The following is a 23,846-nucleotide window of genomic DNA, read 5'->3' on the forward strand; positions in this document are numbered from 1 at the left end:
AGGTCAACGATTTTTTGCCATTAAACCGTTTGTTTGCTTATTTTTAATCCACTTGGCTTAAATCTGACCAGGCCGCACGCAGGTACTCCCACATTGACCACAAGGTCAGCACAAAAGCGATGTACAACAATAATGTGGCGGTCACCACCACGAAGGTATTGGCTTCCCAAATTAAACCCCCGATCGCCGTCATTTGGGCAATGGTTTTGATTTTGCCTAAATTGGACACCTTGACGTGTTCCTGACGTCCGATCTGCGCCATCCATTCGCGCAGCGCGGATACCACCAGCTCACGACTGATAATGGCCAATGCCGGGATGCTGATCCACCAGGTCGCATAGGTTTCCACCACCACCACAAGGGATGCTGCAACCATGACTTTATCGGCCACTGGATCCAAAAATGCTCCGAACTTGGTAAATTGATTAAATTTACGGGCGACATAGCCATCCAGAGCATCGGTAATTGCTGCCAGGGCAAACACAAAAGCCGCCCAGAAATTTGCATCGCTGCCTGGTAAGTAGTAAATCCCAAGAAATACAGGGATTAAAAGCATTCGGAAGCTGGTCAGCAGGTTTGGAATATTCCACATACGAACTGTTGGTCCTTTATTCGTCACGAAACGCGTGATAGATGGTTTCAGCTAAATCTCGACTGACGCCGGGCACTGCTGCAAGTTGGTCAATACTAGCCTGTTTCACCTGTTGTAATCCACCAAGATTTTGTAATAACCGTTGCCGGCGTTTAGCACCTATCCCCGGAATGTCCTCGAGTCTGGAGGTGCGTCTGACCTTAGCCCGACGTTGGCGGTGGCCGGTAATTGCGAATCGATGTGACTCATCGCGGATATGTTGCACCAGGTGCAACGCCGGTGCGTCAGCGGATAACGGGATGGTGGCGTGACTGCCGGCCAGGATCAGTGTCTCCAGCCCGGGTTTGCGCGATTCGCCTTTGGCGACACCGATTAACAGTGGTGTGGCCTTCCCCACTGAGTTTGACCAGTCGGAAAAGTAGTTCTCGGCCTGACTTAATTGCCCTTTACCACCGTCAATAAAGAGAATATCAGGCATCGGGGCTGCGTCAATTTTGGCGTTTTTGACGGGGTCAAACCGGCGCTGTAAGGCCTGCGCCATCGCGGCGTAGTCATCCCCTGGCGTGATCCCTTTAATATTGTAGCGGCGATAATCGCTTTTCTTTGGCCCTTGCTGATCAAATACCACGCAGGAGGCAACCGTTTCCTGGCCCATCGTATGGCTGATGTCGAAACACTCCATGCGCGTGATCGGGCGACCGAAATCAAGCACCTGCTCCAGCGCCTGGGTGCGCATCATCATGGTACTGGCCTGGTGTGACTTGCTTTCCAGCGCATTTAACGCATTCTTCTGAGCCAGCACCTGATACTGGCGGCGTTCACCGCGGACATTGTGAGTCATCCGGATCTTTTGTGCCAGTGCCTGCTCCAGTGCGGCCAGTTCTTGCTCGGGATCCAACACATTTGCAGCATTTTGCTCAGGTAAGATAATTTCTCGCGGTAAGCGACGCTCAACCTGATCATTGAGGTAAAATTGCAATAAGAAAGCCAGCAATACTTCACTGTCTTCGGTATTGTGCGGTACTTTAGGAAAATAGCTGCGACTGCCCTGCACCGCGCCATCGCGAACAAACAGTAGGTGCACCGCAGCAATCCCACCTTGTCGCGCATAACCAATCACATCCAGCTCCTGCTGGTTGCCGGTGACTGCGTTACGCTCCTGAATTTGCCGTAGTGCGCCGATCTGATCCCGATAGCCTGCGGCCCGTTCAAACTCTAAATCACCACTGGCGTCTTCCATCTTTATTACCAGACGATCAATCACCTGCTGGTTTTTACCTTGCAAAAATGACGTCGCCAGCTCGACCTGCTCATTGTATTCCTCATCAGAACAATAGCCTTCAACACAGGGAGCCAGACAACGTTTCAGTTGGTACTGCAGACACGGCCGGCTGCGCGCCCGATAATAGGAATCGTCGCATTGCCGCACGGGAAACAGTTTTTGCAGCAAGCGCAAGCTATTGCGCACGGCAACACCATTGGGAAAGGGTCCGAAATAGCGTCCCTTTTCCCGACGGGTGCCGCGATGAAATGCCAGACGTGGGTGCTGATGATCGCTAATTAAAATATAAGGATAGGATTTATCGTCGCGCAACAATACGTTGTAGCGTGGCCGATATTTTTTGATGAAATTATTTTCCAGGATCAATGCTTCAGCTTCGGTATTGGTCACCGTCACATCGATATGAGCGATCTGTTTCACCAGTGTCTGCGTTTTTGGGCTATCGACTTGCGCGCGAAAGTAACTGCCAACGCGCTTACGCAGATCTTTGGCTTTGCCAACATAAATGATATCGCCTGACTCATCGAACATGCGATAAACGCCTGGCTGATGAGTCAGACTCCGCAAAAATTGCTTTGCGTTAAATGGCTCCCTCGATTTCTTCATTTAAAACAATGGTTACCTTTGGTTCAATTTCGACGAGACCCGTTTGAATGGCCAAATGGGTTAAAGCTACGTCCCCGGATAACTGCAGTTTATCAAAAATCCGGTAACGAAAGGTATTTACTGTTTTACTACTGATATTGAGCAATCGAGCAATCTCACCGACCCGCTTACCCTGCCCGATCATTTGTGCCACCTGGATTTCGCGCTTGCTTAAACAGGTAAGCAACACTGTCTGCTTTTGCCGGGCCGGATTCTTGGCCAGGTATTCAGCCACGCTCGCCGCCACATACATACGACCGCGGCTCAGGGTCGTGCAGGCCTGTTTGAACTCGGCCAGTGTCGCCGACGCCAATAAAAAGCCATCGACCCGTTCGAGATTACATTGAAAGTCCAGTACATCCTGAAACCGCGCCGCCCAGAGTAACAACTGAATATCGCTATAGCGTCGTTGCAGGCGACGCCACACCTCTATTGTCCCGTCGCCACACAAACTACTGCCGAGAATGACTGTTGCATAAGGTGAATTTTGAATAGCCTCACGCAATTGCTGATGATTAAAAACAACCGCGACCACTTTAAACTGCGATTCCATTGCCGCCAAAACATTGGTCATGCCTTGGCTGATGAGTTCCGAAGGGACTGCCACGATGAACTGAGTCATGTGAGTTTCCTTATCCCAAAGTTCCGAAAGATTTCGGCTATACCACTAAACCTATTTTAGTGTCATTCAAGGTATGCCCCGAACTTTTAGGATGCGCAACTACAATTATGTGTTTTTTGTTAAATTACTCGAACAATGACATTTTTTAGATGTTTTGAGCCCATAGGTCACTTCAAATGATAGGTATGATCCTTGGCCGCGAGCCAAAACTGACTAAAATTCAGGCAAAAACTGTCACCGTCTGACGGCTGATAGCGACCATTTGCCCATTTTCATCCCAGATATGCGCGTGCGTGTGGCCGTAACCATCAGCGGCGTAATCTATTGTCGCCACATAATGCCACCAGGCTGCGGTGGAGCGCTGTGGTAATTCACTCGGAAATTCAATGGTCCAGGTTAAGGAACTGGCCGGTGCCAGCTCAGTCAGGTGCGTTAACAAGGCTGGTGGCCAGGCATCGACAAGCCCTAATAACAACCCTATGGTGATAGGTGTATCCAGCTCTCTAAAGCGCATGTAGCCACCAAACTCGCGACTTTTGCTACCGCAAAATGGCAGCCCTCCCAGGGTTACCCGATAATCAAAGGCGCGAGTGAATTCCGGCACACCTTGTCCTTGCGGGAAACTTAAACCTTTCTCAACTGGCAATTCATGCGGATCGGGGGTGTCGGTTACCTGGACCACAGAAGGCCTGGCGCGGCCATACGTCAATAAAGAGGACAACACCACCTCACCCTCTTGCTTTATCTCGACGGCGATTTGCGTGACATTTTTGCCCTTTCGTAGAACCCGGCGGTACAACTGTGCTGAACCGCTAAGTACCGGCGCCACGAAAGATACCGTCATCGCTCGCAACTGCTGATCCTCGGCAGCACCTGCCTCACCGTGCTGCCAGGCAATGGCTGCGGTCAGGCCACCGAACAGTGCGCGGCCCTGGCCCCAACCCTCGGGAAGTTGCACGTGTTGCTCTGGGGCGGGACTGATCTGGGCAAGAATAGCGTCAAAATTTTCCATAACAGACTCATCTAGTTTGGTTTATTGGCTTTTGTTTCTAGGCAGTATAAACAGGTAGGACCAGATCTGGAAGGGGCAACAAAAAAGCCCGCTAACAAGTAGCGGGCTTTCGGGAAATTGGCGGAGAGAGAGGGATTCGAACCCCCGGTGGGTATGAACCCACGCCTGATTTCAAGTCAGGTGCATTCAACCGGACTCTGCCATCTCTCCGATGTCGAAAGGCTGTGTGCCTCAAGACGAAGCGAATGATAAAGACCCCTAACGCGGTTGTAAAGTAAAAATTTAACTGTCAGAGATCGTTTGCTGTCATTTTATACAATTAGCAACAAATATCCCTTGAAAGCATTGCTACTTACCCCCACTTTTGGGATACACTGGGAACAGTTATTTATTATTGGAGAATGCCATGAACAACCAAGCTCACGTTTCGACCGCACGCCGCGGTGAGTCGGTTATACAAACCAACAAAGTTTTACGCAACACCTATATGTTGCTGGGTCTCACACTGGCTTTTAGTGCGTTCACCGCATTCTTGTCAGCAAGCATGAATTTGCCTCACCCGGGCCTTATTATTACTCTGGTCGGCTTTTACGGCTTGTTGTTCCTGGTGCATAAAACCTCTGACAGCGCCTGGGGCCTGCTTTCTACGTTCGCTCTGACTGGCTTTATGGGCTACACCTTAGGTCCGATTCTCGGCATGATTAGTGCAATTGGTCCGCAGGGTGCTGAAATTATTATGACCGCTCTGGGCGGCACTGCACTTATCTTCTTCTCGTTATCAGCGTATGTGCTGACCACCAAGAAAGATATGTCGTTCCTTGGCGGCATGATGGTTGCGGGTTTCTTCGTCATCATTGCGCTGTTTATCGCGAATCTGTTCCTGAACATGCCGATACTGGGACTGGCCCTGTCTGGACTCTTTATCCTGTTCTCAGCAGGCGCAATCCTGATGCAAACCAGCGCCATTGTTCGCGGCGGTGAGCGTAACTATGTATTGGCCACGGTGACCTTGTACGTCTCGATTTATAACATCTTCGTCAGCTTGTTGAACATTCTGATGGCCTTCGGTGGCGACGAATAAGTTCTCGTGACTGATATTGTTATCTCGGTGCATGCGGCACCTTTAACCACCGCAGCTACAACCTCTGCTCGCAGCCTGTTAGCGTTTCACTACGCGCAGGCTGCGCTTGCGTTAGGCCATCGCATTCATCATGTGTTCTTCTATCAGGCCGGTGTGCTGCATGCGCAACTGCAGGAGGACGGCACCTTGACACCTGTCGCTGCAGACTGGGTGCGGCTGAGTCAACAACATGGATTCCCACTGGTGGTCTGCTCGACCGTGGTCGAGAACGATTATCAGCTCCAGCCGGAGCAGCTGCATCAAGCTTATGAGCTGGGTGGACTGACGGAATTCAGTATGGCGACAGCAAAAGCAGAACGCGTGGTGCAATTCTGATGACCACTTTTATCGTACAGACTCATCCTCCGGCAGCGATCGACAGCTGGCATGGCCAGGATATGCTGCTGGCACTGGCAACGCTTGAGCTCAACCCACAACTGGTATTGCTCGGAGATGCTGTCGCACATTTACGCCATAATCATGATGTCAGCCGGCAGCAGCGTTCTTTGCAGAAACGCTATGCGCTGCTTGATCTTTACGACTGTCCCCCACCTGTGGTGGTCGCCGAAGAACTCAGCAAACTAGGCATCACTGGGGCTGATTTTGTCTGCGAGGTTGCCGTCATGAGCTACCATCAACTCAGCCAACAACTGCTGCAAAGTACCAAAGTGATAAGGTTTTAAGCCATGATCGACGCCAGTGTACCTATGCAGGAACAAAGTGTTTTTTATGTACGGCAATGGCCTTTAGCCGAGCACGATCGAGCGTTACTGCAACAGAGCTGTACGGACGACCGGCAAATCCTGTTGATTGTCACCGAGCAAGCCCTTGAGACACTCTGGCAAAACCCGGATGAACTCCTCGATTTTCCGCACACCTGTTATGCTGTGCACACCGAAATCGAGCTGCTTCGTGCTGACAACAGTACCCTTGCCGATCTGCCTTTCCCGGCATTTATTATGCAACTTAACGATGCCAGTTGGGTGGAGTTAACGCTACAATCGCAACTGGTAACCTATTTTGCTTAGCCTGAAGTGAACCTGCACAATGTTTGAGTTTAACGGTCGGCAATATGCCACAGATAAACATGAGTATCTGGCCAACTTTGATGAGTGGAGCCCGGATCTGGCGATGTATATTGCTGAGCTGGAAGGGATTGAGTTAACCGACGCTCACTGGGAAGTGGTGACGTTCGTCCGTGATTTTTATCAGGAATTCGATACCAGCCCGGCTATGCGCGTACTGGTCAAAGCTATAGGTCAGCGACTCGGTAAAGATAAAGCCAACAGTATTTACCTCTACCGGCTTTTCCCGAAGGGCCCGGCGAAGCAGGCAACCCGTATTGCCGGGCTGCCTAAACCGGCCAAATGTATCTAGATGCTGAGTTGTGTCTTGCCGCCCATGTAGGGCTGCAAAACCGTTGGCACTTTCAAAGAACCGTCCGCTTGCTGATAATTTTCAAGTACCGCAACCAGCGCCCGACCCACCGCCAGACCTGAGCCGTTGAGGGTGTGCATTAATTCTGGCTTTTTCGCGCCTTTACGGCGAAAACGTGCCTGCATGCGGCGCGCCTGAAAGTCTCCCATATTGGAGCACGAGCTGATTTCACGGTAGGTTTGCTGCGTCGGTAGCCAGACCTCCAGATCGTAAGTCTTACAGGCACCAAAGCCCATATCGCCAGTACACAGCAGCACTTTGCGATAAGGGAGCTCGAGCAGCTGTAATACGCGCTCAGCATTTTCAGTCAATGTCTCCAGAGTCGCCATCGATTCTTCTGGTTTAACCAGCCACACCAGTTCGACTTTATCAAATTGATGTTGACGGATCAGACCGCGGGTATCACGCCCATGAGAGCCGGCCTCACTGCGAAAACACGGCGTATGCGCAGCATATTGCAACGGTAACTGAGTTTCATCAGCAATTTCATCGCGCCATAAGTTGGTGAGCGGCACTTCCGCCGTAGGGATCAGGGACATCGGGACCTGACTCTCCGTGGCGCCCTGTACATGAAAGAGATCCTCGCCAAACTTCGGCAATTGCCCCGTACCAAACAGCGTATCGTGGTTGACGAGATAAGGCACATAAGCTTCGGTGTAGCCATGCTCATTCACATGCAGGTTCAGCATAAATTGCGCTAAAGCCCGATGCAGTTGAGCAATGGCGCCTTGCAGCACCACGAAACGCGCTCCAGCGAGTTTTGCGCCCCGCTCAAAGTCCATTCCCTGAGCAAGAGCATGGGCAACATCCACATGGTCTTTTGGTGTGAAGTCAAAGTTGCGGGGCTCACCCCAGCGGCTTACTTCCTGATTTTCGTCTTCATCTTTACCCAGAGGCACCGAACTATCGGGTAAATTGGGAACGCCTGAAATAATACTGTGCAGCTCACTCTGGATTTCAGCTAAATCAGCTTTCGCCTGATCCAGCTGACTGCCAAGGTCATCAACCTCAGCCAGCAGGGGTTGGATGTCTTCCCCCTGAGCTTTGGCTTTACCGATAGCTTTGGATCGCGAGTTGCGCTCAGCCTGCAGAGTTTCTGTACGGACCTGGAGATCCTTACGTTGCTGCTCCAGCTGTTCCAGCTTGGCAACATCCAACGAGAAATCCCGCGTTTTGGCGAGATAAGCGGCGGTTTCTGCGAGTTCACTACGAAATAACTTGGCGTCTAACATGCTAATTCCAAATCGATAAAAAATAAGTTTTAAGCCCCAGTGCCACGGCAACTGCAGCGATACAACAAACCACGTTTAAACTGGCATAGGCCAACGCTTTCAGCGTTTCCCCTGCTTGCAGCAGCAAGACCACCTCGAGTGAGAAGGCCGAGAAAGTGGTAAATGCTCCCAACACACCAACACCAAAAAACAGCCAGGCGGCCGAAGAGACCGAGCCTTGTTGCTGTCCAAGGAATAAAAGCGCCAGTAAAAAAGAGCCTACTATGTTAACGATAAGTGTGCCGAAAGGGAATGACTTGCCGAAGATTGCCAGGCTTCCCAGCGCGACACCATAGCGGGCCATAGCACCCAGAGCACCGCCCAGGGCAACTGCAAGTAAATTAGCGCTCATCCTCGCCTCGCTGCCAGTCACTGGCTTGATCCTGCTGCTGTAACCACTCGAGCTTCGCCCGTAATTGTTTTTCCAGGCCGCGATCACTGGGTTGATATAAGTCCGGTTGCCCTACGCTTGCGGGCAAATACCGCTCGCCGGGCACAATGGCTTGCGGATAGTCATGGGCGTAGCGATAGCCGGCCCCGAAACCTTCCTGCTTATGGACCTTGGTTGGTGCGTTGCGTAAGTGGTGAGGAACCGGTGCGTCAGGGAAATCTGCGGCTAATTTTTTCGCCGCATTGAAGGCACGATACAGCGCATTGCTTTTCGGTGCCATCGCGCAATACACCAATGCTTCCGCGATCGCTCGCTCGCCTTCTGCCGGCCCCACCCGATGAAAGGTGTCCCAGGCATTCAGGGCCATTTGTAAGGCGCGCGGATCGGCGGTACCTATATCTTCGGAAGCAATGGCCAAAAGTCGTCGTGCCGCAATCAGCGGGTCGCCGCCGCCCTGCAGAATACGTGCATACCAATAAAGGGCACCATCTGCCGAGGAGCCACGGACAGATTTGTGCAAGGCAGATAACAGGTCGTAATAAACGTCGCCTTGCTTGTCAAAACCTGCCTGCCGCCCGCCAATCGCCTCGACGATTAAATCGCGCTCAATGGTGGTGCCGTCAGTGACAGTATCAGCGCAGATTTCCAAATAATTAAGCAGGCGGCGGGCATCCCCCCCTGCCACATCAAGCAAATAAGCTTTCGCGGCGGTCGTTAACTGCAACTGTCTGGCTCCCAGCCCCTTGTCGGCATCGCTCAGTGCCCGTTCCAACAAACCGGATAGGTCTTCTGTTTCAAGTGACTTCAGGCGATACACACGCGCTCGGGACAACAAGGCACCATTGAGTTCAAAAGCTGGATTTTCCGTGGTCGCCCCGACAAAAATAATGGTGCCATCTTCGATGTGGGGTAAAAAAGCATCCTGTTGGCTTTTATTAAATCGGTGCACCTCATCGACAAATAACAGGGTACGTTGACCTTGCTGCTGATGTTCTTTGGCGATGGCAATGGCCTGGCGAATTTCTTTGACCCCTGAGGTCACCGCACTAATACGTTCGAGCTCGGCAGCACCCGTTTGCGCAATGATTTCCGCCAGCGTGGTTTTTCCGGTGCCAGGCGGCCCCCACAAAATCATGGAATGCAACTGCCCGTTTTGAATGGCATCGCGCAGCGGTTTACCAGACCCCAATAAATGGCTCTGGCCAACGTAGTCCGCCAGGGTCAGCGGCCGCATGCGTGCCGCAAGTGGCCGAAAATCGGCTGCGAAATCGAAACTTTGGTTCTTGGCCACTACGCTTACTCGTTATCGCCTCGTTGGTCATCCACCGCCGCGCCGGGGGGGATCTCAAACTCGAAAGTGGCTCCCGCCAGGGCTGAGTTAGTTTTTACATTGCTTAACACAATACGCGTCAGCTGCCCTTGCCCATCATCCAAAATCACTTCGTTCAGCGTCTCATCAGTGAAGTTAATTTGCAGACTTTGCTGACTCTCAGCCTCGGCATTCGGCTCCAGTTGATAGCTGTTTCCTTCAACCTCTACCTCATAATCAGCCCAGGCCGTGGTTTCACCATCTAACAGTAACAGGAACGGACTTTGCGTGGCCGAAGCTTGCTGTTCAGCAACGGTAACCTGCTCGACAAAGGGATCAAAGTAATAGAGGGTGGTACCGTCCGCTACCAGCACTAATTCATTGGGAGCATCGCTTTGCCAGAAAAATTTATTAGGACGGGCCATTGCCAGACGTCCCTGTAGTTCTTGGACTAACTCGCCCTGCGGGTCGATAACCTGCTGGACAAAGTCTGCCTGTAACGTGCTGACAGGTGCCAGCCGCTGTTGTAACTCGAATTTGGCCTCGCTGGCCGATACGCTGGCAAAGCCCAAAAGTAGCGTGGACGCTACTACGGCGCTGGTTAAAAACTTCATCGTTGTTTTCCCTTAATCGCGTGGTGGCCGTGGCGCAAGTACATCGCGCTGACCATTACTTGCTGCACTACTAACGACACCGCTAACTTCCATTTGTTCAACGATGCGCGCAGCGCGATTGTAACCAATACGGAATTTTCGCTGAACACTCGAGACCGACACCCGTTGGGTCTCAGTAACAAAGGCGACCGCTTCATCATAGAGGGGATCACTTTCACCGTCGTCGTCACCCGCGCTCTCGCCGGGTAACAAAGCATCGTCACTTTGATCGCCACTGAGGATCTCTTCCAGATAGTTGGGTTTGCCGCGACGCTTCCAGTCTGCCACCACCGCATGCACTTCATGATCATCAATAAAGGCACCATGCACACGCGTCGGTACGCCGCTTCCCGGAGGCAGATAGAGCATATCACCCTGCCCTAATAACTGGTCGGCACCGGGTTGGTCCAATATGGTGCGCGAGTCAATTTTTGATTGCACCTGAAACGCGATTCGGGTCGGAATGTTTGCTTTAATCAGACCCGTGATAACGTCAACCGACGGGCGCTGAGTAGCCAGAATTAAGTGAATCCCAGCGGCCCGCGCTTTCTGCGCGATCCGGGCAATCAGCTCTTCAACTTTTTTGCCGACAATCATCATCATGTCGGCAAACTCGTCAATCACCACCACGATGCTCGGCAGTGTTTCCAACACCGGTGGCATCTCGTCCATGGAATCGCCGGGCTTCCATAATGGATCGCGTAGCGGCTCACCCGCTGCGGCTGCATCTTCCACTTTGACGTTATAGCCTTTCAAATTACGTACGCCCAGTGCCGACATCAGTTTGTAACGGCGTTCCATTTCGCCAACACACCACCGCAAAGCGTTGGCCGCGTCTTTCATGTCGGTTACCACTTCAGTCAACAGATGCGGGATCCCTTCATACACCGAAAGTTCCAGCATTTTAGGATCAATCATAATCAGCCGTACCTGCTCGGGGGTGCTTTTATAAAGCAGGCTTAAAATCATGACATTAACGCCCACAGATTTACCCGAGCCGGTCGTTCCTGCCACCAACAGGTGGGGCATTTTCGCCAAATCCACCACCACCGGCTGACCAGCAATCCCTTTACCAAGTACCATGGTTAAAGGCGACGGGTTCTGCTGGAAGGCGTCACAGCTAATCACATCGCTGAAAAATACGGTCTCACGGCTTTTATTCGGCAGCTCCAGCCCTACATAAGACTTTCCGGGGATGACTTCGACCACGCGCACGGAGATGGCTGACAGCGAGCGGGCAATGTCTTTATCCAGGTTGGAGATTTTGGAGACCTTCACACCTGGCGCTAGATCGAGTTCGAAGCGGGTAATCACCGGGCCTGGCTGCACGTTAGCAACTTTCACCTCGACACCGAAGTCCTGCAGGACCGCCTCAACGGTCTGACTGATTTGCTCCAGTTCCTCTGGCGTTAAAGGATTGCCCGTCTTTGCTGGCTTATCCAGCAGGGCAATTGAAGGCAGCGGATCAATCGCGTCAGCGGCAGCTGAGTGTTCCTCGGCCTCATGTTCTTCTTCCACCTGCTGCCGTTCTTCGGCATTAATCTGCGCCGCTGGCTTTTCGTCGGAACGCGCGATTTTCATCGACTTCTTCTCGGCCGCGCCAAATAAGCCTAGATCCGGTTCATCATCGTCATCACTGGTTAAGGTAATATCCAGATCGAGTTCTGGTTCACGGCGCTCGAACAGCGCATCCGCCTCTTCTTCGTCAACGGTCGGGAGTGGTTTCACCTTACGGCGCTTTTTCTTACGCTCCCGGGGCTCTGAGTTTGACGAAGTACGAAACCGCTGAAGCAGCTCTTTGCTGCGCTCAACCAGCCATAACGTCCCGCGTATTGCCAGTTCACCGAGTTTGTCAGCCAGCCAAACCCAGGAAATGCCGGTCACCAGTGTCAAGCCGGTGCACAGAAAGGTCAGCAGCAGTAAGGTGGTGCCAATCAGATTAAAATAAGGCAATAACGAGCTACTAATCACGTCGCCGACAACGCCACCTGCGGAAAACGAATAAAGCTCTGAGAAATTCAGTGATGCCAGCGCGGCTGCGCCGACCAAGGTCAGAATCAAGCCAATTAAGCGCAGGCCAAGCGCCAGGTAATCGAGTTCTACCAGACGATGGGGTTGGCGGAACATCACATAACCCAGTCCAGCCAAACCAAAAGGGATCAGATAGGCAACAAAGCCAAAGGAAAACAATAACGCATCGGCGAACCAGGCACCGATGGCGCCGGCAGCATTCTCAATCGTGCCTTGATAGCCGGTTTGTGACCAACTGGGATCTGCCGGATTAAAGCTGACTAAGGCCAGAAAAAGAAATATCGCAAAGGCACCACATAAAATCAGGCCTACTTCGAGTACGCGTTGTGCACCGCTCATGATTGCGCCTGCGGTTGTTTGAGCACCACTGCCGTGTTCATCATTGTTGTTCCCTGTTAGCGTTTATTCTTATCGAAGAACCGTCGTTCTTTATTAGCTAGTGTAGCTTGTCAGCGCAAGAGATTCAGCTGTTTTACGACCTCTTTGCTAACCTTTTATCAGAACTTTATTTTCGTTTTTCACTTCTTCCATCACCACATAGGTACGGGACTCGTTCACGCCCGGCATCATCAGCAAGGTTTCACCCAGTAATTTTCGATAGGAAGGCATGTCCGGGACCCGGGCTTTAATCAGGAAATCAAAGTCCCCTGCGACCAAATGACACTCAAGAATTTCAGGTGTTTTCTGCACCGCATCACTGAATTCCGCAAACGAGTCTGACGAGGTGCGGGTTAGCGTGATTTCAACGAATACCATCAGGTTCGCGCCCAGCTTAGCTGGGTTGATGCGCGCATGGTAACCTTCAATCACACCCTCTTTTTCAAGCTTGCGAATACGCTCGCTACAAGCCGTGGGACTCAGGCCCACCCGGCGTGCTGTGGCAACGTTACTGAGGCGCCCTTCTTCCTGTAGTAGACGTAGTATTTTACGGTCAATTCTGTCAATAGTGATTTCGACGGGTTCTTCAGCTGAAAACATTATTTTTCACTATTCTTTATAGGTTTGACCATATTATAGACTGAAAACTATAGTAAAAAAAGTACGAAACAAACCACAAAGTTCGCCTATAATTGCCGCCGTAAATCCTCATGTTTCATTGACAACTTAGATGGGAAGCAGTCCATGTTAATTGGTGTACCTAAAGAGATTAAAAACCACGAATACCGTATTGGCCTCACGCCTGCAGCTGTGCGTGAATATGTAGCACACGGCCACGATGTGATGGTGGAAAATAACGGTGGTGCGGCAATTGGTTTTACCAACGAAGATTACGAACTGGCCGGCGCGACCATCGTTTCCGACCCAGCTGAAATCTTTGCCAAAGCCGATATGATCATTAAAGTCAAAGAGCCGCAGCCGAACGAATGTATGCAACTGCGTGAAGGTCAAATCCTGTACACCTATTTGCACCTGGCACCAGATCCAACACAAACTGAGTTGTTGGCGAAATCTGGCGTGACTGCGATTGCCTATGAAACTGTAACTGACCGTAACGGCGGTCTGCCCCTGTTAGCCCCAATGAGCGAAGTTGCTGGCCGTATGTCGATTCAGGCTGGTGCGCACAACCTTGAAAAAGTAAACGGCGGTAGCGGCGTATTGCTCGGTGGCGTACCTGGTGTTGAGCCAGGTAAAGTTCTGGTCATCGGTGGTGGTGTGGTCGGTACTCAGGCAGCAAAAATGGCTGTAGGTATGGGCGCTGAAGTAACGATTCTGGATCGTTCACTCCCACGTTTGCGTCAGTTGGATGATATTTTTGCGGGTCGCGTGAAAACCATCTATTCCACTGTTGATGCCATTGATCACTTCTCACGTCAGGCTGACTTAGTGGTTGGTGCGGTGTTGATTCCAGGCGCTGCGGCACCTAAGTTGTTAACCCGTGACCACCTGAAAAACATGAAACCGGGCTCGGTTGTTGTTGATGTCGCGATTGACCAGGGTGGCTGTTTTGAAACCTCGAAAGCAACCACGCATCAGGAACCTACCTACATCGTTGATGACATCGTGCATTACTGTGTTGCGAACATGCCAGGTGGTGTGGCCCGTACTTCAACCATCGCCTTAAATAACGCAACCTTACCGTTTGGTCTGGCGCTGGCGAACCATGGTTTAGCAGCGATGGAAAGCAACGAGCACCTGCGCGACGGCTTGAACATGCACAAAGGTAAAATCACCTACAAGGCTGTGCATGACGATTTAGGCGAGAAGCTTGGTCTGGAGTATCAGGACCCGTCTGACGCTATTCGCGGCTAATTCCCCCTGCCAGTAAATAGTTACACCTGTAGACCCGCACAATGTTTGCGGGTCTCTTGTTTGCGGCTGTTGTAATCCATACAATCGACCCCTATGTATGTAAGCATGTCGCGAATAAATTAAATAATAACGGAGTACATCGATTATGGCAGACGCCAAACATTGCCGCCTTCTCATTCTGGGTTCTGGTCCGGCCGGCTATACCGCAGCCGTTTATGCTGCGCGCGCAAATTTAAATCCGGTCATGGTCACCGGTATGCAGCAAGGCGGTCAGCTGACTACCACCACAGATGTGGAAAACTGGCCCGGCGACGCTGAAGGCCTGACGGGTCCGGATCTGATGGTGCGCATGCAGCAGCACGCGGAAAAGTTTAATACTGAAATCGTGTTCGATCACATCAACAAGGTTGATTTTAGCACTAAGCCGTTCCGACTCTTCGGTGACAGCAATGAGTTCACGGCTGACGCGGTCGTGATTTCAACGGGTGCCTCAGCCAAGTACCTTGGTCTGGACTCCGAAGAAGCCTTTATGGGCAAAGGGGTTTCTGCCTGTGCGACTTGTGATGGTTTTTTCTACCGCAATCAGAAGGTTTGCGTTGTCGGTGGTGGTAACACCGCGGTAGAGGAAGCGCTCTACCTGGCCAATATTGCCAGTGAAGTTCATGTTATTCATCGTCGCGAAGAGTTCCGCGCCGAAAAAATCCTGGTCGATCGACTGATGGAAAAAGCGGCCAGTGGTAATGTGACCTTGCACCTAAACAAGACCCTTGATGAAGTTCTCGGCGACGACAGCGGTGTGACTGGCGTGCGCGTCAAAGATACTCAGGATGGCAGCTTGTCTGAATTGGCGGTCATGGGTTGCTTTATCGCTATCGGCCATCAGCCCAATACTGGTATTTTTGAAGGTCAGCTCGAGATGCATGACGGCTACATTGTGGTGAGCTCAGGCCTGACCGGCAACGCCACCGCGACCAGCGTACCTGGCGTTTTTGCTGCTGGCGATGTCATGGATCATGTTTACCGTCAGGCGATTACTTCGGCCGGAACAGGCTGTATGGCTGCCCTGGATGCGGAACGTTATCTTGATGCGTTGACCAAAGCCTAGGAACTATCAGGCCGATGTTCCGCTTAGCGGAAAATGAGTTTAGCTTTCCTCGTCCGGAACTCGCTTTGCGTGAGCCAAACGGACTGCTGGCGATCGGTGGTGATCTACACCCCGATCGCCTGCTCAATGCTTACCGGCAAGGCATTTTTCCCTGGTTTGCGGACGATACTCCCCCCTTATGGTGGAGCCCTGACCCGCGTGCCGTATTTACCCCCGAGTCATTGCACCAGAGCCGCTCGATGAAGCGCTTCCGGCAACGTACCGGTTTTCATGTCAGCCTGAACCAGGACTTTGCACAGGTGATACAGGCCTGTGCTGCAAACCATGAGGCAGGTCCTGATGGCACCTGGATCACAACTGAGCTGCAGCAGGCGTTTATTCGTTTGCATGAACTTGGCCATGCTCATTCCGTAGAGGTTTGGGCGGACGATGTTTTAGTCGGTGGCATGTACGGTATTGCCGTTGGCGATGTATTTTGCGGAGAAAGTATGTTCCACGAGCGGAGCAATGCGTCAAAGCTAGCGCTGCTGGTATTCGCCGAACACTTTTTTGCGGCAGGCGGGCAACTGCTCGATGCGCAGGTCTCGAACCCTCATCTGAGCAGGTTAGGAATGCACGAATTACCGCGCCAACATTTCTTGCACCGACTGCGTGAAAGTCAGCAAGGAAAGGCTAAATTGACGCCCGGGTTTTGGTATTCCCGGGAGTTGCCACATAAATCAAGTGGTAATTGTTGCTGAAAACAGCTAAAATTCTGACCACTTTTTCTAGAGCATATGTTTTTAACTGAGATTTCGAGGATTTGAATGGCAAAAGAAGACAGTATTGAAATGCAAGGCACGGTTCTGGATACCCTGCCGAACACCATGTTCCGCGTTGAATTAGAAAACGGTCACGTGGTGACGGCACATATTTCCGGAAAGATGCGTAAACACTACATCCGTATTTTGACGGGTGATACAGTTACCGTGCAATTGACTCCTTACGACCTGACTAAAGGCCGCATTGTCTTCCGCGCGCGCTAAACGCAGCTGCCGCTAGCCCGTGGTTGAACCACGGGCTTCACGCTCACTCACCGCTAACTGCAAGCCGTCTTTACCGACGCTAACACGAACATTACCACCATTCGTGAGCTTGCCGAACAGGATCTCATTCGCCAGTGGCTTTTTCAGGTGTTCCTGAATCACTCGCGTCATGGGTCGTGCGCCCATAGCTTTGTCGTAACCTTTCTCTGCTAACCAGGCATAAGCCTCATCATTCAGTTCAAGACTGACCTGCTTGCGATCCAGCTGTGCCTGCAGTTCGGTGACAAACTTATCCACCACCTGGGCGATCACTTCCGGACTTAGATGGTTAAACCAAACGATACCGTCGAGACGGTTACGGAACTCCGGACTAAAGGTCCGGTTAATTTCGAGCATCGCGTCCGGAGCATGATCCTGCTGTTTAAAGCCGATCGACTGGCGTACGGTTTCCTGCACTCCGGCATTGGTGGTCATCACCAGGATAACGTTACGGAAATCAGCTTTGCGTCCGTTGTTATCGGTTAAAGTGCCGTGATCCATCACTTGCAGCAAGATGTTATAAATATCGCTGTGAGCTTTCTCTATCTCATCCAGTAAGACCACTGAATGCGGATGCTTGATGACCGCTTCAGTTAACAGACCGCCCTGCTCGTAGCCTACATAACCCGGTGGCGCACCAATCAAACGGCTCACCGCATGGCGCTCCATGTATTCGGACATATCGAAACGTTGGAACTCAATACCAAGAGCATTTGCCAGTTGTTGCGTGATCTCTGTTTTACCTACCCCGGTGGGGCCGGCAAACAGGAAAGAACCGATTGGCTTGTGCTCTTCGCCCAGCCCGGAACGCGATAAGCGAATCGCGGCGGTTAACTGATCGATGGCTTGGTCCTGACCAAAGACCACCAGTTTCAGGTTGCGATCCAGTTGCTTCAGCACCTGCTGATCCGAGCGCGAAACACTTTGCTCCGGAATGCGCGCGATTTTTGCAATGATTTGCTCAATATCGCCAACACCCACAGTCTTCTTGCGGCGTGATGGTGCCAACAAGCGCTGGCTTGCGCCTGCTTCGTCAATAACATCTATCGCTTTGTCTGGCAGATGACGTTCGTTGATATAGCGGGCCGACAGCTCTGCCGCGGCGCGGATTGCGTTTTGGGTGTAACGAATGCCGTGGTGGCCTTCGTAACGTTCTTTCAATCCCATTAATATTTTGGTGGTGTCATCCACTGAAGGCTCAGTGACATCGATCTTCTGGAAACGCCGCACCAACGCACGATCTTTCTCGAAAATATTTTTAAACTCACTGTAGGTTGTGGAGCCAATGCACTTCAGTTCGCCACTGCTTAACAATGGTTTCAGCAGGTTTGACGCATCCAGCACCCCGCCACTGGCTGCGCCCGCACCGACGATGGTATGGATTTCATCGATAAATAAAATGGCGTTGTCGTGTGCCTGCACTTCTTTGAGCAAAGCTTTGAAACGCTTTTCAAAGTCACCACGGTATTTGGTGCCGGCCAGCAAGCCGCCCATATCCAACGAGTACAGAGTGGCGTCGTTCATAATTTCAGGCACTTCGCCCTGCACAATACGATAGGCCAGACCTTCGGCGATGGCGGTTTTACCGACACCAGCCTCGCCCACCAGCAAGGGGTTGTTTTTACGACGGCGGCACAACACCTGCACACAACGTTCCAGCTCACCGTCACGCCCAATCAGGGGATCAATAAGACCGAGCCGTGCTCGAGCATTCAAATTGGTACAGAAGCGCTTCAGATAGCTCTGCTGCTCGTCTGCGGCGGCATCCTGCTGTTCATTGTCCTCGCCTTCTGGGCGAATAACAGGATCATCGACCTGAGACAATCCGTGAGACAGGAAATGCACCACATCGAGGCGGGTAATATCGTGTTTGTTCAGCAAAAATACCGCGTGCGATTCCTGCTCACTAAAAATCGCCACCAGCACATTAGCACCGGTCACCTCACTGTTGCCGGAAGACTGCACATGGAAAACCGCACGTTGCAACACACGCTGGAAGCCCAGTGTCGGTTGCGTATCGCTCTCCGACGTTTCCGTATCAAAGGTCGGGGTACTGCGATCAATGTAAGATAAAAGCTCTTGTTTTAGCTTGGTAAACTCTAAGCCACAGGCACGCAAAGCCTTGGAAGCCTCAGGATTATCTAAAAGCGCCAACAACAGATGTTCAACCGTCATCAACTCATGACGACGATCCCGGGCGATGCGAAACGCATCGTTTAAGCTTATTTCTAAGGCTTTATTTAGCATCTAAGCACTCCTCAACTACGCCAGACGACTACGCTTCAGGCCCTTAGGCTTTTTCCATGGTGCACAGCAACGGATGCTCATGCTCACGGGCGTACTGGTTCACTTGCACTACTTTGGTCTCTGCGATTTCTGCAGAATAGACCCCGCATACCGCTTGGCCTTTATAATGGATGGTCAACATGGTGTCCGTAGCACGCTCCTGATCCATCCGAAAAAATTTGATGAGCACCTCAATCACAAAATCCATCGGGGTGTAATCATCGTTATTGAGGACGACCTTGTACATGGGCGGTGGCTGCAGCTTTTGTTTTTCGCTTTCGCGATGATGCACTGTGCCTTGCTGATGTTGGTCCATACTGCTCATAACGTCTCTTACCTATATATAGCCATAAAACCTGGATTTCGCTCACCCATAACTGAAATTAACAGTTTGGTCGTACATTAAATAATCAAATTGGGGCTTGACTCTGCACAGAACTCACCTAGAGTAAAACATGGCGTTAACAATTGACTTTTTCAATGGGGTCTCTGGGTTAATGACCATTCTAACAATAACTAAATAGTAAATGCAGAATAAAGGAAGTAGAAGTATGGCAACCGGTAAAGTGAAATGGTTCAATAATTCGAAAGGTTTTGGATTTATTGAAGCCGAAGACCGTGAAGGAGATATCTTCGCGCATTACTCAACGATTGAAATGGAAGGTTATCGTACCTTAAAAGCAGGACAAGACGTCGAGTTCCAACTTGAAGAAGGCCCTAAAGGTCTTCACGCCACGAACATCACGCCAGTGCAAAAATAATATCTTGCAACTGCTCGTTGCAAAAACGCCAGCAATCGCTGGCGTTTTTTATGTCTGGCTCGATACCTTTGCTGTCAGGCTTTGCTTAACTGTCGATACCAAAGTAGCGCCGCAGCTGATCACGCAGGTTCGGGGGCGTACCATGAATGGTGAGCTTGTCCGTATGCGGATCGTATTCGACACGTTCGCTTAAAAGCTCCTGATCAAAGGCCACACTCAAGCCGCCGCCCTGTCCCTGAAATTTCACTAACTTGCGTAAAGTGGTGCGATCAGTAGGAAATTCATCCACCAACGCGCGTTCCTGCTGGCTTTGGTTGAAGTCAGCGAAACTACGTTCGCGCGGCATGGCTTCATGCAACTGCTCTGACAGATCTTTTACTTTTATCGGCTCGCCTTGCTGCCACTGGTTGTCACAGATCTCGTACACGGATTTGCGCAGTTGTCTTGCTTCATCCGCCTGCAGTTGTTCTTCCTGGGCGTAACGCGATACGGCTTCAATGAGTTGCTGCGATTGTTTCTTTGGGTTCAAGCCCTCAGCACAGCCTAAAAAGTCCAGGAAGAAATCAGAAACTTTACGCCCTGCACGACCTTTGATAAACGAGATATAAGTCGTCGAGTCCGGTTCTTCCTGCCATTCCCGTAAATTAATCGAAGCGGCCAGCTGCACCTTGCTTATTGCGAGCTGCGATGAGCGATCCACACTTAGATCAGGAGCGATGGTGACACCGTCCTGGCTGGGCAGAAACGCCACGACCAGAAAGTCCTGCCCGCGTTCTGCATAGGTCGCAATCAACAAAAATCCAGGCTCAAGAATGCCGTAATGCTGCAGCTGCTGATGCAGGAGTTTTGCCGCCTGCTGAGAGAATTCAACAAATTCTAATTCGTGCTTGCGCCATTGCGCTAACAACTCTGGGAAATCGCTCTTAAGAGTGGTTTCCTGCTCATCATCAGCGTTCAGAAATCGTGCGTAGCCCTTACTGGGTTTGGCCTGATAAACCTCGGTGAGTTCGTCCAGAAGCAGGCTGACCTCGTCATTGATCGCCAATGTCGATGGCGCGACCCGTAAGCCAATCTGGCCGTCATTGGTGTAAAACTGGTGAATAATACTGTGTTGAACATCTGCTTGCATGGCTCTACTACTGTCCTTCTGCAATCCCTGTGATAAGATTGCCGGCATTCTAACATGAGAGGAAAATTTTCGATGCCAATCGTTTCAAAATATGCCGTCGAACAACAAGAGAAACTTCTTAATGACGTTCTTGAAACTTTGCAAGCGGAAGAAACACCGGTCGATCTGGCGCTGATGACGCTCGGCAACGCCGTCACTCATATCATTGCCGAACACTATTCGCCGCAGCAAGCACAGCAAGTCGCTGAACAATTTGGTAAAGTGCTGCTACAATCCTTAGGAAAAACAGCATAAGCTAGCGAATTCTTGGGCAAACACGCAGGGCAACTATGAGACAGCGCAGACAGCGTCGCGATAAAATAGCTCGATTGATCAGTTGGGGACATTGGTTCACCTTCTTCAATATTTTACTCGCCCTTGCAATAGGTACCCTGTATATCGAAGCCGCCGCGACGCCATCGACCTTTTTAGGTGGCATCTATATGGTGCTGAGCTGGCTCGGACATTTTGCCTTCTTGCCATTCATTGTCTTTATCTTGCTGGTCTTCCCGTTCTGTCTAATTATTCCCTATTCCAAAGTACTCCGTGGCATCGCAACGCTCGTCGCATCCTTTGGCCTGATTGCTCTGGTTGCCGATGCGCTGTTCTTCCGCCAGTACGGTTACCATCTGAACACCTACTCACTGTCACAACTGGCCGTCGATGCTGAAGCAGCGTTTGCCGGCGCCAGCTTTGTACTGCTACTGAGCATGCTGCTGGTATTTGTCGTGTTACTGGTGTTTGAGTTGGCCCTGGCCAATATTGCCTGGAAACGTCTGGACCGGCTGCGCGCACGACATTGGGGTGCGTCGTTCAGCGCCGTTTTTGTACTTTGCTTTTTTACCAGTCATAGCCTGCACATCTGGGCCGATGCTGTGTTTTACACGCCTATTACTGCGCAGGATGACCTGTTTCCGGTCTCTTACCCTACCACCGCCCGTACTTTAATGAGTAAACAGGGCTGGTTGGTTGAAGAACGGATTCAGGCAACGGATCGCCTGCTTCGTGAAACCAATGCGATTCAACTGAACTACCCTACCCGCGAGCTGATGTGCGCACGGCAACCTGAACAGCGGAACACTCTGGTGGTGGTCTTCAATCATCTGACTCTGGCGCAGCAGCAACTGCTCGAGCAGGAGTTGCCGCAGTTACAGGAGTACGGCAGTACCGTGCTGGGTCAAACGAGTACCCAGGCGGGCTTATTCGAGCTTATCTATGGCCTTGCAGACATCTACGCGCCACCTGTATATGCAGCCCAAAAGCAGCCGGCGTACTGGCAACAATTAACCGATTATCAGGTGAAGTTTGAAATTCAGGGAGATGCTGCTGCGTTTGCTCTGCCCGATTTCCTCAACCCCAGCGAAGCCAGTGGCTATCGCACTCGTATTGATGTGGTCTTAAGTACCGCTGTCGATACTGCCCTGCTTGAGCGTGTGCAACTTGCCCTAGCCGATGGGCACCACGTTGTCATTACCGGATTAACGCCGAACCAAGCCGTCAACCATGATGCTGAACCCTATGCCATGTCTCGCCTGCAGGTACCGCTTTATCACTCACCATCGTTAACTCTGCAACCGCAGGACGTGGTGATTCTGACTGATCTGATGCCGACTCTGGTCAATGGCTATATCAATTGCTCAGAAGGTGTACGGGCTTACGCAACGGGCAGAGATATTTCAACTACAGGTGCCCGGGAGTTCCCGGTCATGACCAGTTTCGGCCGTGATTTGGTGATTTATGATCGTGAGGTGACCTCAATCATCAACGGTAATGGCAGCATGCGTTCATTCGACAATGAAACCTTTGAGACCCGTCCGAATGTATCGCCGGCAACACCCGTACTGGTAGATGGCCTGAGACATCTGCAACGCTTCAGTGCTAAATCTGATGAATAAATAGGCAGTCGGTCAAGCTTCTCCGTCGCAGTACTTGAGTAATTGCTAAAAACCAGTAATATAACGCCCTCGGTCGGCGTGTAGCGCAGCTTGGTAGCGCACTGTCATGGGGTGTCAGGGGTCGGAGGTTCAAATCCTCTCACGCCGACCAATTTTAAAGGCTTTCAGCCTAACCTCCTTTCTTCGAATTCTTCAACTTCTAAATCTGGGGCCAATTTGGGGCCAGCATAGCCACCTGCTAACATTTATGACCTAAAGAGCCAGGCGACTTTTCCCAACCTCTAGGAGCTTTACATAGGTGTTGTGGCACCTACGGGCTTTATCATTCAGACATAATACGGTCTCTTGTGAGGATTCACTCAAGTCACCGAATTCATTGACCTGTTCGCTAGCTGTTACGCAGCTCATAAGTCCAATTTTTTGGTAGGCTCCTCTGCAGTTGTCGTTGAGCGTGTGCAGAAACTCATTGAGTTCGTTTAGTAACTCACTTTTTAAGCTTTCGAGCTTTGGGTCGTGAAAGCTGGATCTCGTCGATTTTAAGAACATCTGGGCGTCATCTAACTGCATCACCGACTGATCGTAAAAATCGTTAGTAAAGTTGTGTTCTTTCAGCAAAACAACTCCAGAGCTCCCCTCCTTCAGCTTAGCTTCGAGCTCCCAGTACAATTTAATATCGCTTTCACGCTTTTCCTCACCATGCTTTTCTAATCTATCAATACGCGCTTTATCGCGTCTCGTGACGAACCCAAATAACTCTTTAAAAAAACCGGTTAACCCATCAGACATTTCTTTTCGCTCCATCACTCTGGCAATTTTTATTCTCTAACAGACGAAATTAGCCTCACGGCCCCCAGGGGGTCAAATACCCCGGGGTATGGCGTAAAAGTATCTATCGGCATGGAGTATATCCCTAACGCAGATATTTTTATCAAATTTCACTTTTTGTAGGACA

26 protein-coding genes and 2 tRNA genes are annotated in these 23,846 nt (G+C 51.1%); 13 read left to right on the top strand and 15 right to left on the bottom strand.

The features are described from left to right. Positions 1 to 43: 43 nt before the first annotated feature. The 5 genes from pgsA to J6J28_RS05575 all read right to left on the bottom strand — a co-directional run bounded on the left by pgsA (position 44) and on the right by J6J28_RS05575 (position 4,363). On the bottom strand, positions 44 to 592 hold the full coding sequence (pgsA, locus tag J6J28_RS05555; protein WP_301720331.1) for a CDP-diacylglycerol--glycerol-3-phosphate 3-phosphatidyltransferase: 549 nt from the start codon (positions 590 to 592) through the stop codon (positions 44 to 46). 16 nt (positions 593 to 608) lie between these two features. Then, positions 609 to 2,480, bottom strand: a complete 1,872-nt coding sequence (gene uvrC, locus J6J28_RS05560) for an excinuclease ABC subunit UvrC (protein WP_301720332.1) — start codon at positions 2,478 to 2,480, stop codon at positions 609 to 611. Next, positions 2,455 to 3,141, bottom strand: a complete 687-nt coding sequence (locus tag J6J28_RS05565) for a LuxR C-terminal-related transcriptional regulator (protein WP_301720333.1) — start codon at positions 3,139 to 3,141, stop codon at positions 2,455 to 2,457. Before J6J28_RS05565 ends, uvrC begins: the two co-directional genes overlap by 26 nt. Before the next feature lie 220 nt (positions 3,142 to 3,361). Beyond that, positions 3,362 to 4,153, bottom strand: a complete 792-nt coding sequence (locus J6J28_RS05570) for a thioesterase family protein (RefSeq protein ID WP_301720334.1) — start codon at positions 4,151 to 4,153, stop codon at positions 3,362 to 3,364. 118 nt (positions 4,154 to 4,271) lie between these two features. Then, positions 4,272 to 4,363 (bottom strand) — tRNA-Ser (locus tag J6J28_RS05575). Between the two features lie 196 nt (positions 4,364 to 4,559). On the opposite strand from J6J28_RS05575, the gene J6J28_RS05580 reads away from it, so the two are divergent. The 5 genes from J6J28_RS05580 to J6J28_RS05600 are packed head-to-tail and all read left to right on the top strand — an operon-like array spanning position 4,560 to position 6,650. Beyond that, a complete protein-coding gene (locus tag J6J28_RS05580) occupies positions 4,560 to 5,234 on the top strand; it encodes a Bax inhibitor-1/YccA family protein (protein WP_301720336.1) in 675 nt (224 codons plus the stop codon). 6 nt (positions 5,235 to 5,240) lie between these two features. Continuing rightward, positions 5,241 to 5,609 (top strand): DsrE/DsrF/TusD sulfur relay family protein, encoded by a 369-nt coding sequence (locus J6J28_RS05585; protein WP_301720338.1) that lies wholly within the window; start codon positions 5,241 to 5,243, stop codon positions 5,607 to 5,609. After that, positions 5,609 to 5,956, top strand: coding sequence for a DsrE family protein (locus tag J6J28_RS05590; RefSeq protein ID WP_301720339.1), 348 nt, complete (start codon positions 5,609 to 5,611; stop codon positions 5,954 to 5,956). Before J6J28_RS05585 ends, J6J28_RS05590 begins: the two co-directional genes overlap by 1 nt. A 3-nt stretch (positions 5,957 to 5,959) precedes the next feature. After that, on the top strand, positions 5,960 to 6,301 hold the full coding sequence (locus J6J28_RS05595; protein WP_301720341.1) for a hypothetical protein: 342 nt from the start codon (positions 5,960 to 5,962) through the stop codon (positions 6,299 to 6,301). Positions 6,302 to 6,320: 19 nt separating this feature from the next. Then, on the top strand, positions 6,321 to 6,650 hold the full coding sequence (locus tag J6J28_RS05600) for a TusE/DsrC/DsvC family sulfur relay protein (protein WP_301720342.1): 330 nt from the start codon (positions 6,321 to 6,323) through the stop codon (positions 6,648 to 6,650). On the opposite strand, the gene serS is transcribed toward J6J28_RS05600, so the two are convergent. The 6 genes from serS to lrp form a co-directional block, all read right to left on the bottom strand. After that, positions 6,647 to 7,942, bottom strand: coding sequence for a serine--tRNA ligase (gene serS / locus J6J28_RS05605; protein WP_301720343.1), 1,296 nt, complete (start codon positions 7,940 to 7,942; stop codon positions 6,647 to 6,649). The genes J6J28_RS05600 and serS overlap by 4 nt on opposite strands. 1 nt (position 7,943) lies before the next feature. Then, entirely contained in the window at positions 7,944 to 8,333 is a 390-nt protein-coding gene (crcB, locus tag J6J28_RS05610) for a fluoride efflux transporter CrcB (protein WP_301720344.1), read from the bottom strand. Continuing rightward, on the bottom strand, positions 8,323 to 9,606 hold the full coding sequence (locus J6J28_RS05615) for a replication-associated recombination protein A (protein ID WP_301720809.1): 1,284 nt from the start codon (positions 9,604 to 9,606) through the stop codon (positions 8,323 to 8,325). The genes crcB and J6J28_RS05615 overlap by 11 nt, the downstream gene beginning before the upstream one ends. Positions 9,607 to 9,668: 62 nt before the next feature. Continuing rightward, positions 9,669 to 10,295, bottom strand: coding sequence for an outer membrane lipoprotein periplasmic chaperone LolA (gene lolA, locus J6J28_RS05620; protein WP_301720345.1), 627 nt, complete (start codon positions 10,293 to 10,295; stop codon positions 9,669 to 9,671). Between the two features lie 12 nt (positions 10,296 to 10,307). Then, positions 10,308 to 12,704: a DNA translocase FtsK gene (locus J6J28_RS05625; RefSeq protein WP_335342632.1), complete on the bottom strand. Its 2,397-nt coding sequence runs from the start codon at positions 12,702 to 12,704 to the stop codon at positions 10,308 to 10,310. Between the two features lie 147 nt (positions 12,705 to 12,851). Beyond that, the gene (gene lrp, locus J6J28_RS05635) at positions 12,852 to 13,343 is read right to left on the bottom strand and encodes a leucine-responsive transcriptional regulator Lrp (protein WP_301720346.1); all 492 of its coding nucleotides are present in this window, start codon (positions 13,341 to 13,343) and stop codon (positions 12,852 to 12,854) included. A 144-nt stretch (positions 13,344 to 13,487) separates the two neighbouring features. On the opposite strand from lrp, the gene ald reads away from it, so the two are divergent. The 4 genes from ald (at position 13,488) to infA (ending at position 16,745) form a co-directional block, all read left to right on the top strand. Next, positions 13,488 to 14,615: an alanine dehydrogenase gene (gene ald, locus J6J28_RS05640; RefSeq protein WP_301720347.1), complete on the top strand. Its 1,128-nt coding sequence runs from the start codon at positions 13,488 to 13,490 to the stop codon at positions 14,613 to 14,615. Between the two features lie 145 nt (positions 14,616 to 14,760). Next, positions 14,761 to 15,720 (top strand): thioredoxin-disulfide reductase, encoded by a 960-nt coding sequence (gene trxB / locus J6J28_RS05645; protein WP_301720348.1) that lies wholly within the window; start codon positions 14,761 to 14,763, stop codon positions 15,718 to 15,720. Between the two features lie 14 nt (positions 15,721 to 15,734). Then, positions 15,735 to 16,460, top strand: a complete 726-nt coding sequence (gene aat / locus J6J28_RS05650) for a leucyl/phenylalanyl-tRNA--protein transferase (protein WP_301720349.1) — start codon at positions 15,735 to 15,737, stop codon at positions 16,458 to 16,460. A 66-nt stretch (positions 16,461 to 16,526) separates the two neighbouring features. Then, positions 16,527 to 16,745, top strand: a complete 219-nt coding sequence (gene infA, locus J6J28_RS05655) for a translation initiation factor IF-1 (protein ID WP_008489926.1) — start codon at positions 16,527 to 16,529, stop codon at positions 16,743 to 16,745. Between the two features lie 12 nt (positions 16,746 to 16,757). On the opposite strand, the gene clpA is transcribed toward infA, so the two are convergent. Next, positions 16,758 to 19,031, bottom strand: coding sequence for an ATP-dependent Clp protease ATP-binding subunit ClpA (gene clpA / locus J6J28_RS05660; protein WP_301720351.1), 2,274 nt, complete (start codon positions 19,029 to 19,031; stop codon positions 16,758 to 16,760). Between the two features lie 43 nt (positions 19,032 to 19,074). Next, the gene (gene clpS, locus J6J28_RS05665; RefSeq protein WP_301720352.1) at positions 19,075 to 19,395 is read right to left on the bottom strand and encodes an ATP-dependent Clp protease adapter ClpS; all 321 of its coding nucleotides are present in this window, start codon (positions 19,393 to 19,395) and stop codon (positions 19,075 to 19,077) included. Positions 19,396 to 19,621: 226 nt separating this feature from the next. Between clpS and cspD the strand changes: the two genes are divergently transcribed. After that, complete coding sequence (gene cspD / locus J6J28_RS05670; protein ID WP_126761954.1) at positions 19,622 to 19,831, top strand: cold shock domain-containing protein CspD; 210 nt, start codon at positions 19,622 to 19,624, stop codon at positions 19,829 to 19,831. A gap of 85 nt (positions 19,832 to 19,916) precedes the next feature. On the opposite strand, the gene yejK is transcribed toward cspD, so the two are convergent. Next, positions 19,917 to 20,960, bottom strand: coding sequence for a nucleoid-associated protein YejK (gene yejK / locus J6J28_RS05675; RefSeq protein WP_301720354.1), 1,044 nt, complete (start codon positions 20,958 to 20,960; stop codon positions 19,917 to 19,919). A 72-nt stretch (positions 20,961 to 21,032) separates the two neighbouring features. Between yejK and J6J28_RS05680 the strand changes: the two genes are divergently transcribed. The 3 genes from J6J28_RS05680 (at position 21,033) to J6J28_RS05690 (ending at position 23,045) form a co-directional block, all read left to right on the top strand. Then, positions 21,033 to 21,254, top strand: coding sequence for a YejL family protein (locus J6J28_RS05680; RefSeq protein ID WP_301720356.1), 222 nt, complete (start codon positions 21,033 to 21,035; stop codon positions 21,252 to 21,254). Between the two features lie 35 nt (positions 21,255 to 21,289). Further along, positions 21,290 to 22,894 carry a DUF3413 domain-containing protein gene (locus tag J6J28_RS05685; RefSeq protein ID WP_301720357.1) on the top strand — a complete coding sequence of 535 codons (1,605 nt, stop codon included), beginning with the start codon at positions 21,290 to 21,292 and terminating at the stop codon, positions 22,892 to 22,894. Positions 22,895 to 22,968: 74 nt separating this feature from the next. After that, positions 22,969 to 23,045 (top strand) — tRNA-Pro (locus J6J28_RS05690). A 101-nt stretch (positions 23,046 to 23,146) separates the two neighbouring features. Here J6J28_RS05690 and J6J28_RS05695 read toward each other — a convergent pair. Continuing rightward, entirely contained in the window at positions 23,147 to 23,680 is a 534-nt protein-coding gene (locus J6J28_RS05695; RefSeq protein ID WP_301720358.1) for a hypothetical protein, read from the bottom strand. Positions 23,681 to 23,846 lie beyond the last annotated feature (166 nt).

This window comes from Pseudidiomarina terrestris (assembly GCF_030466375.1).
GTDB classification, from domain to species: Bacteria; Pseudomonadota; Gammaproteobacteria; order Enterobacterales; family Alteromonadaceae; genus Pseudidiomarina; species Pseudidiomarina terrestris.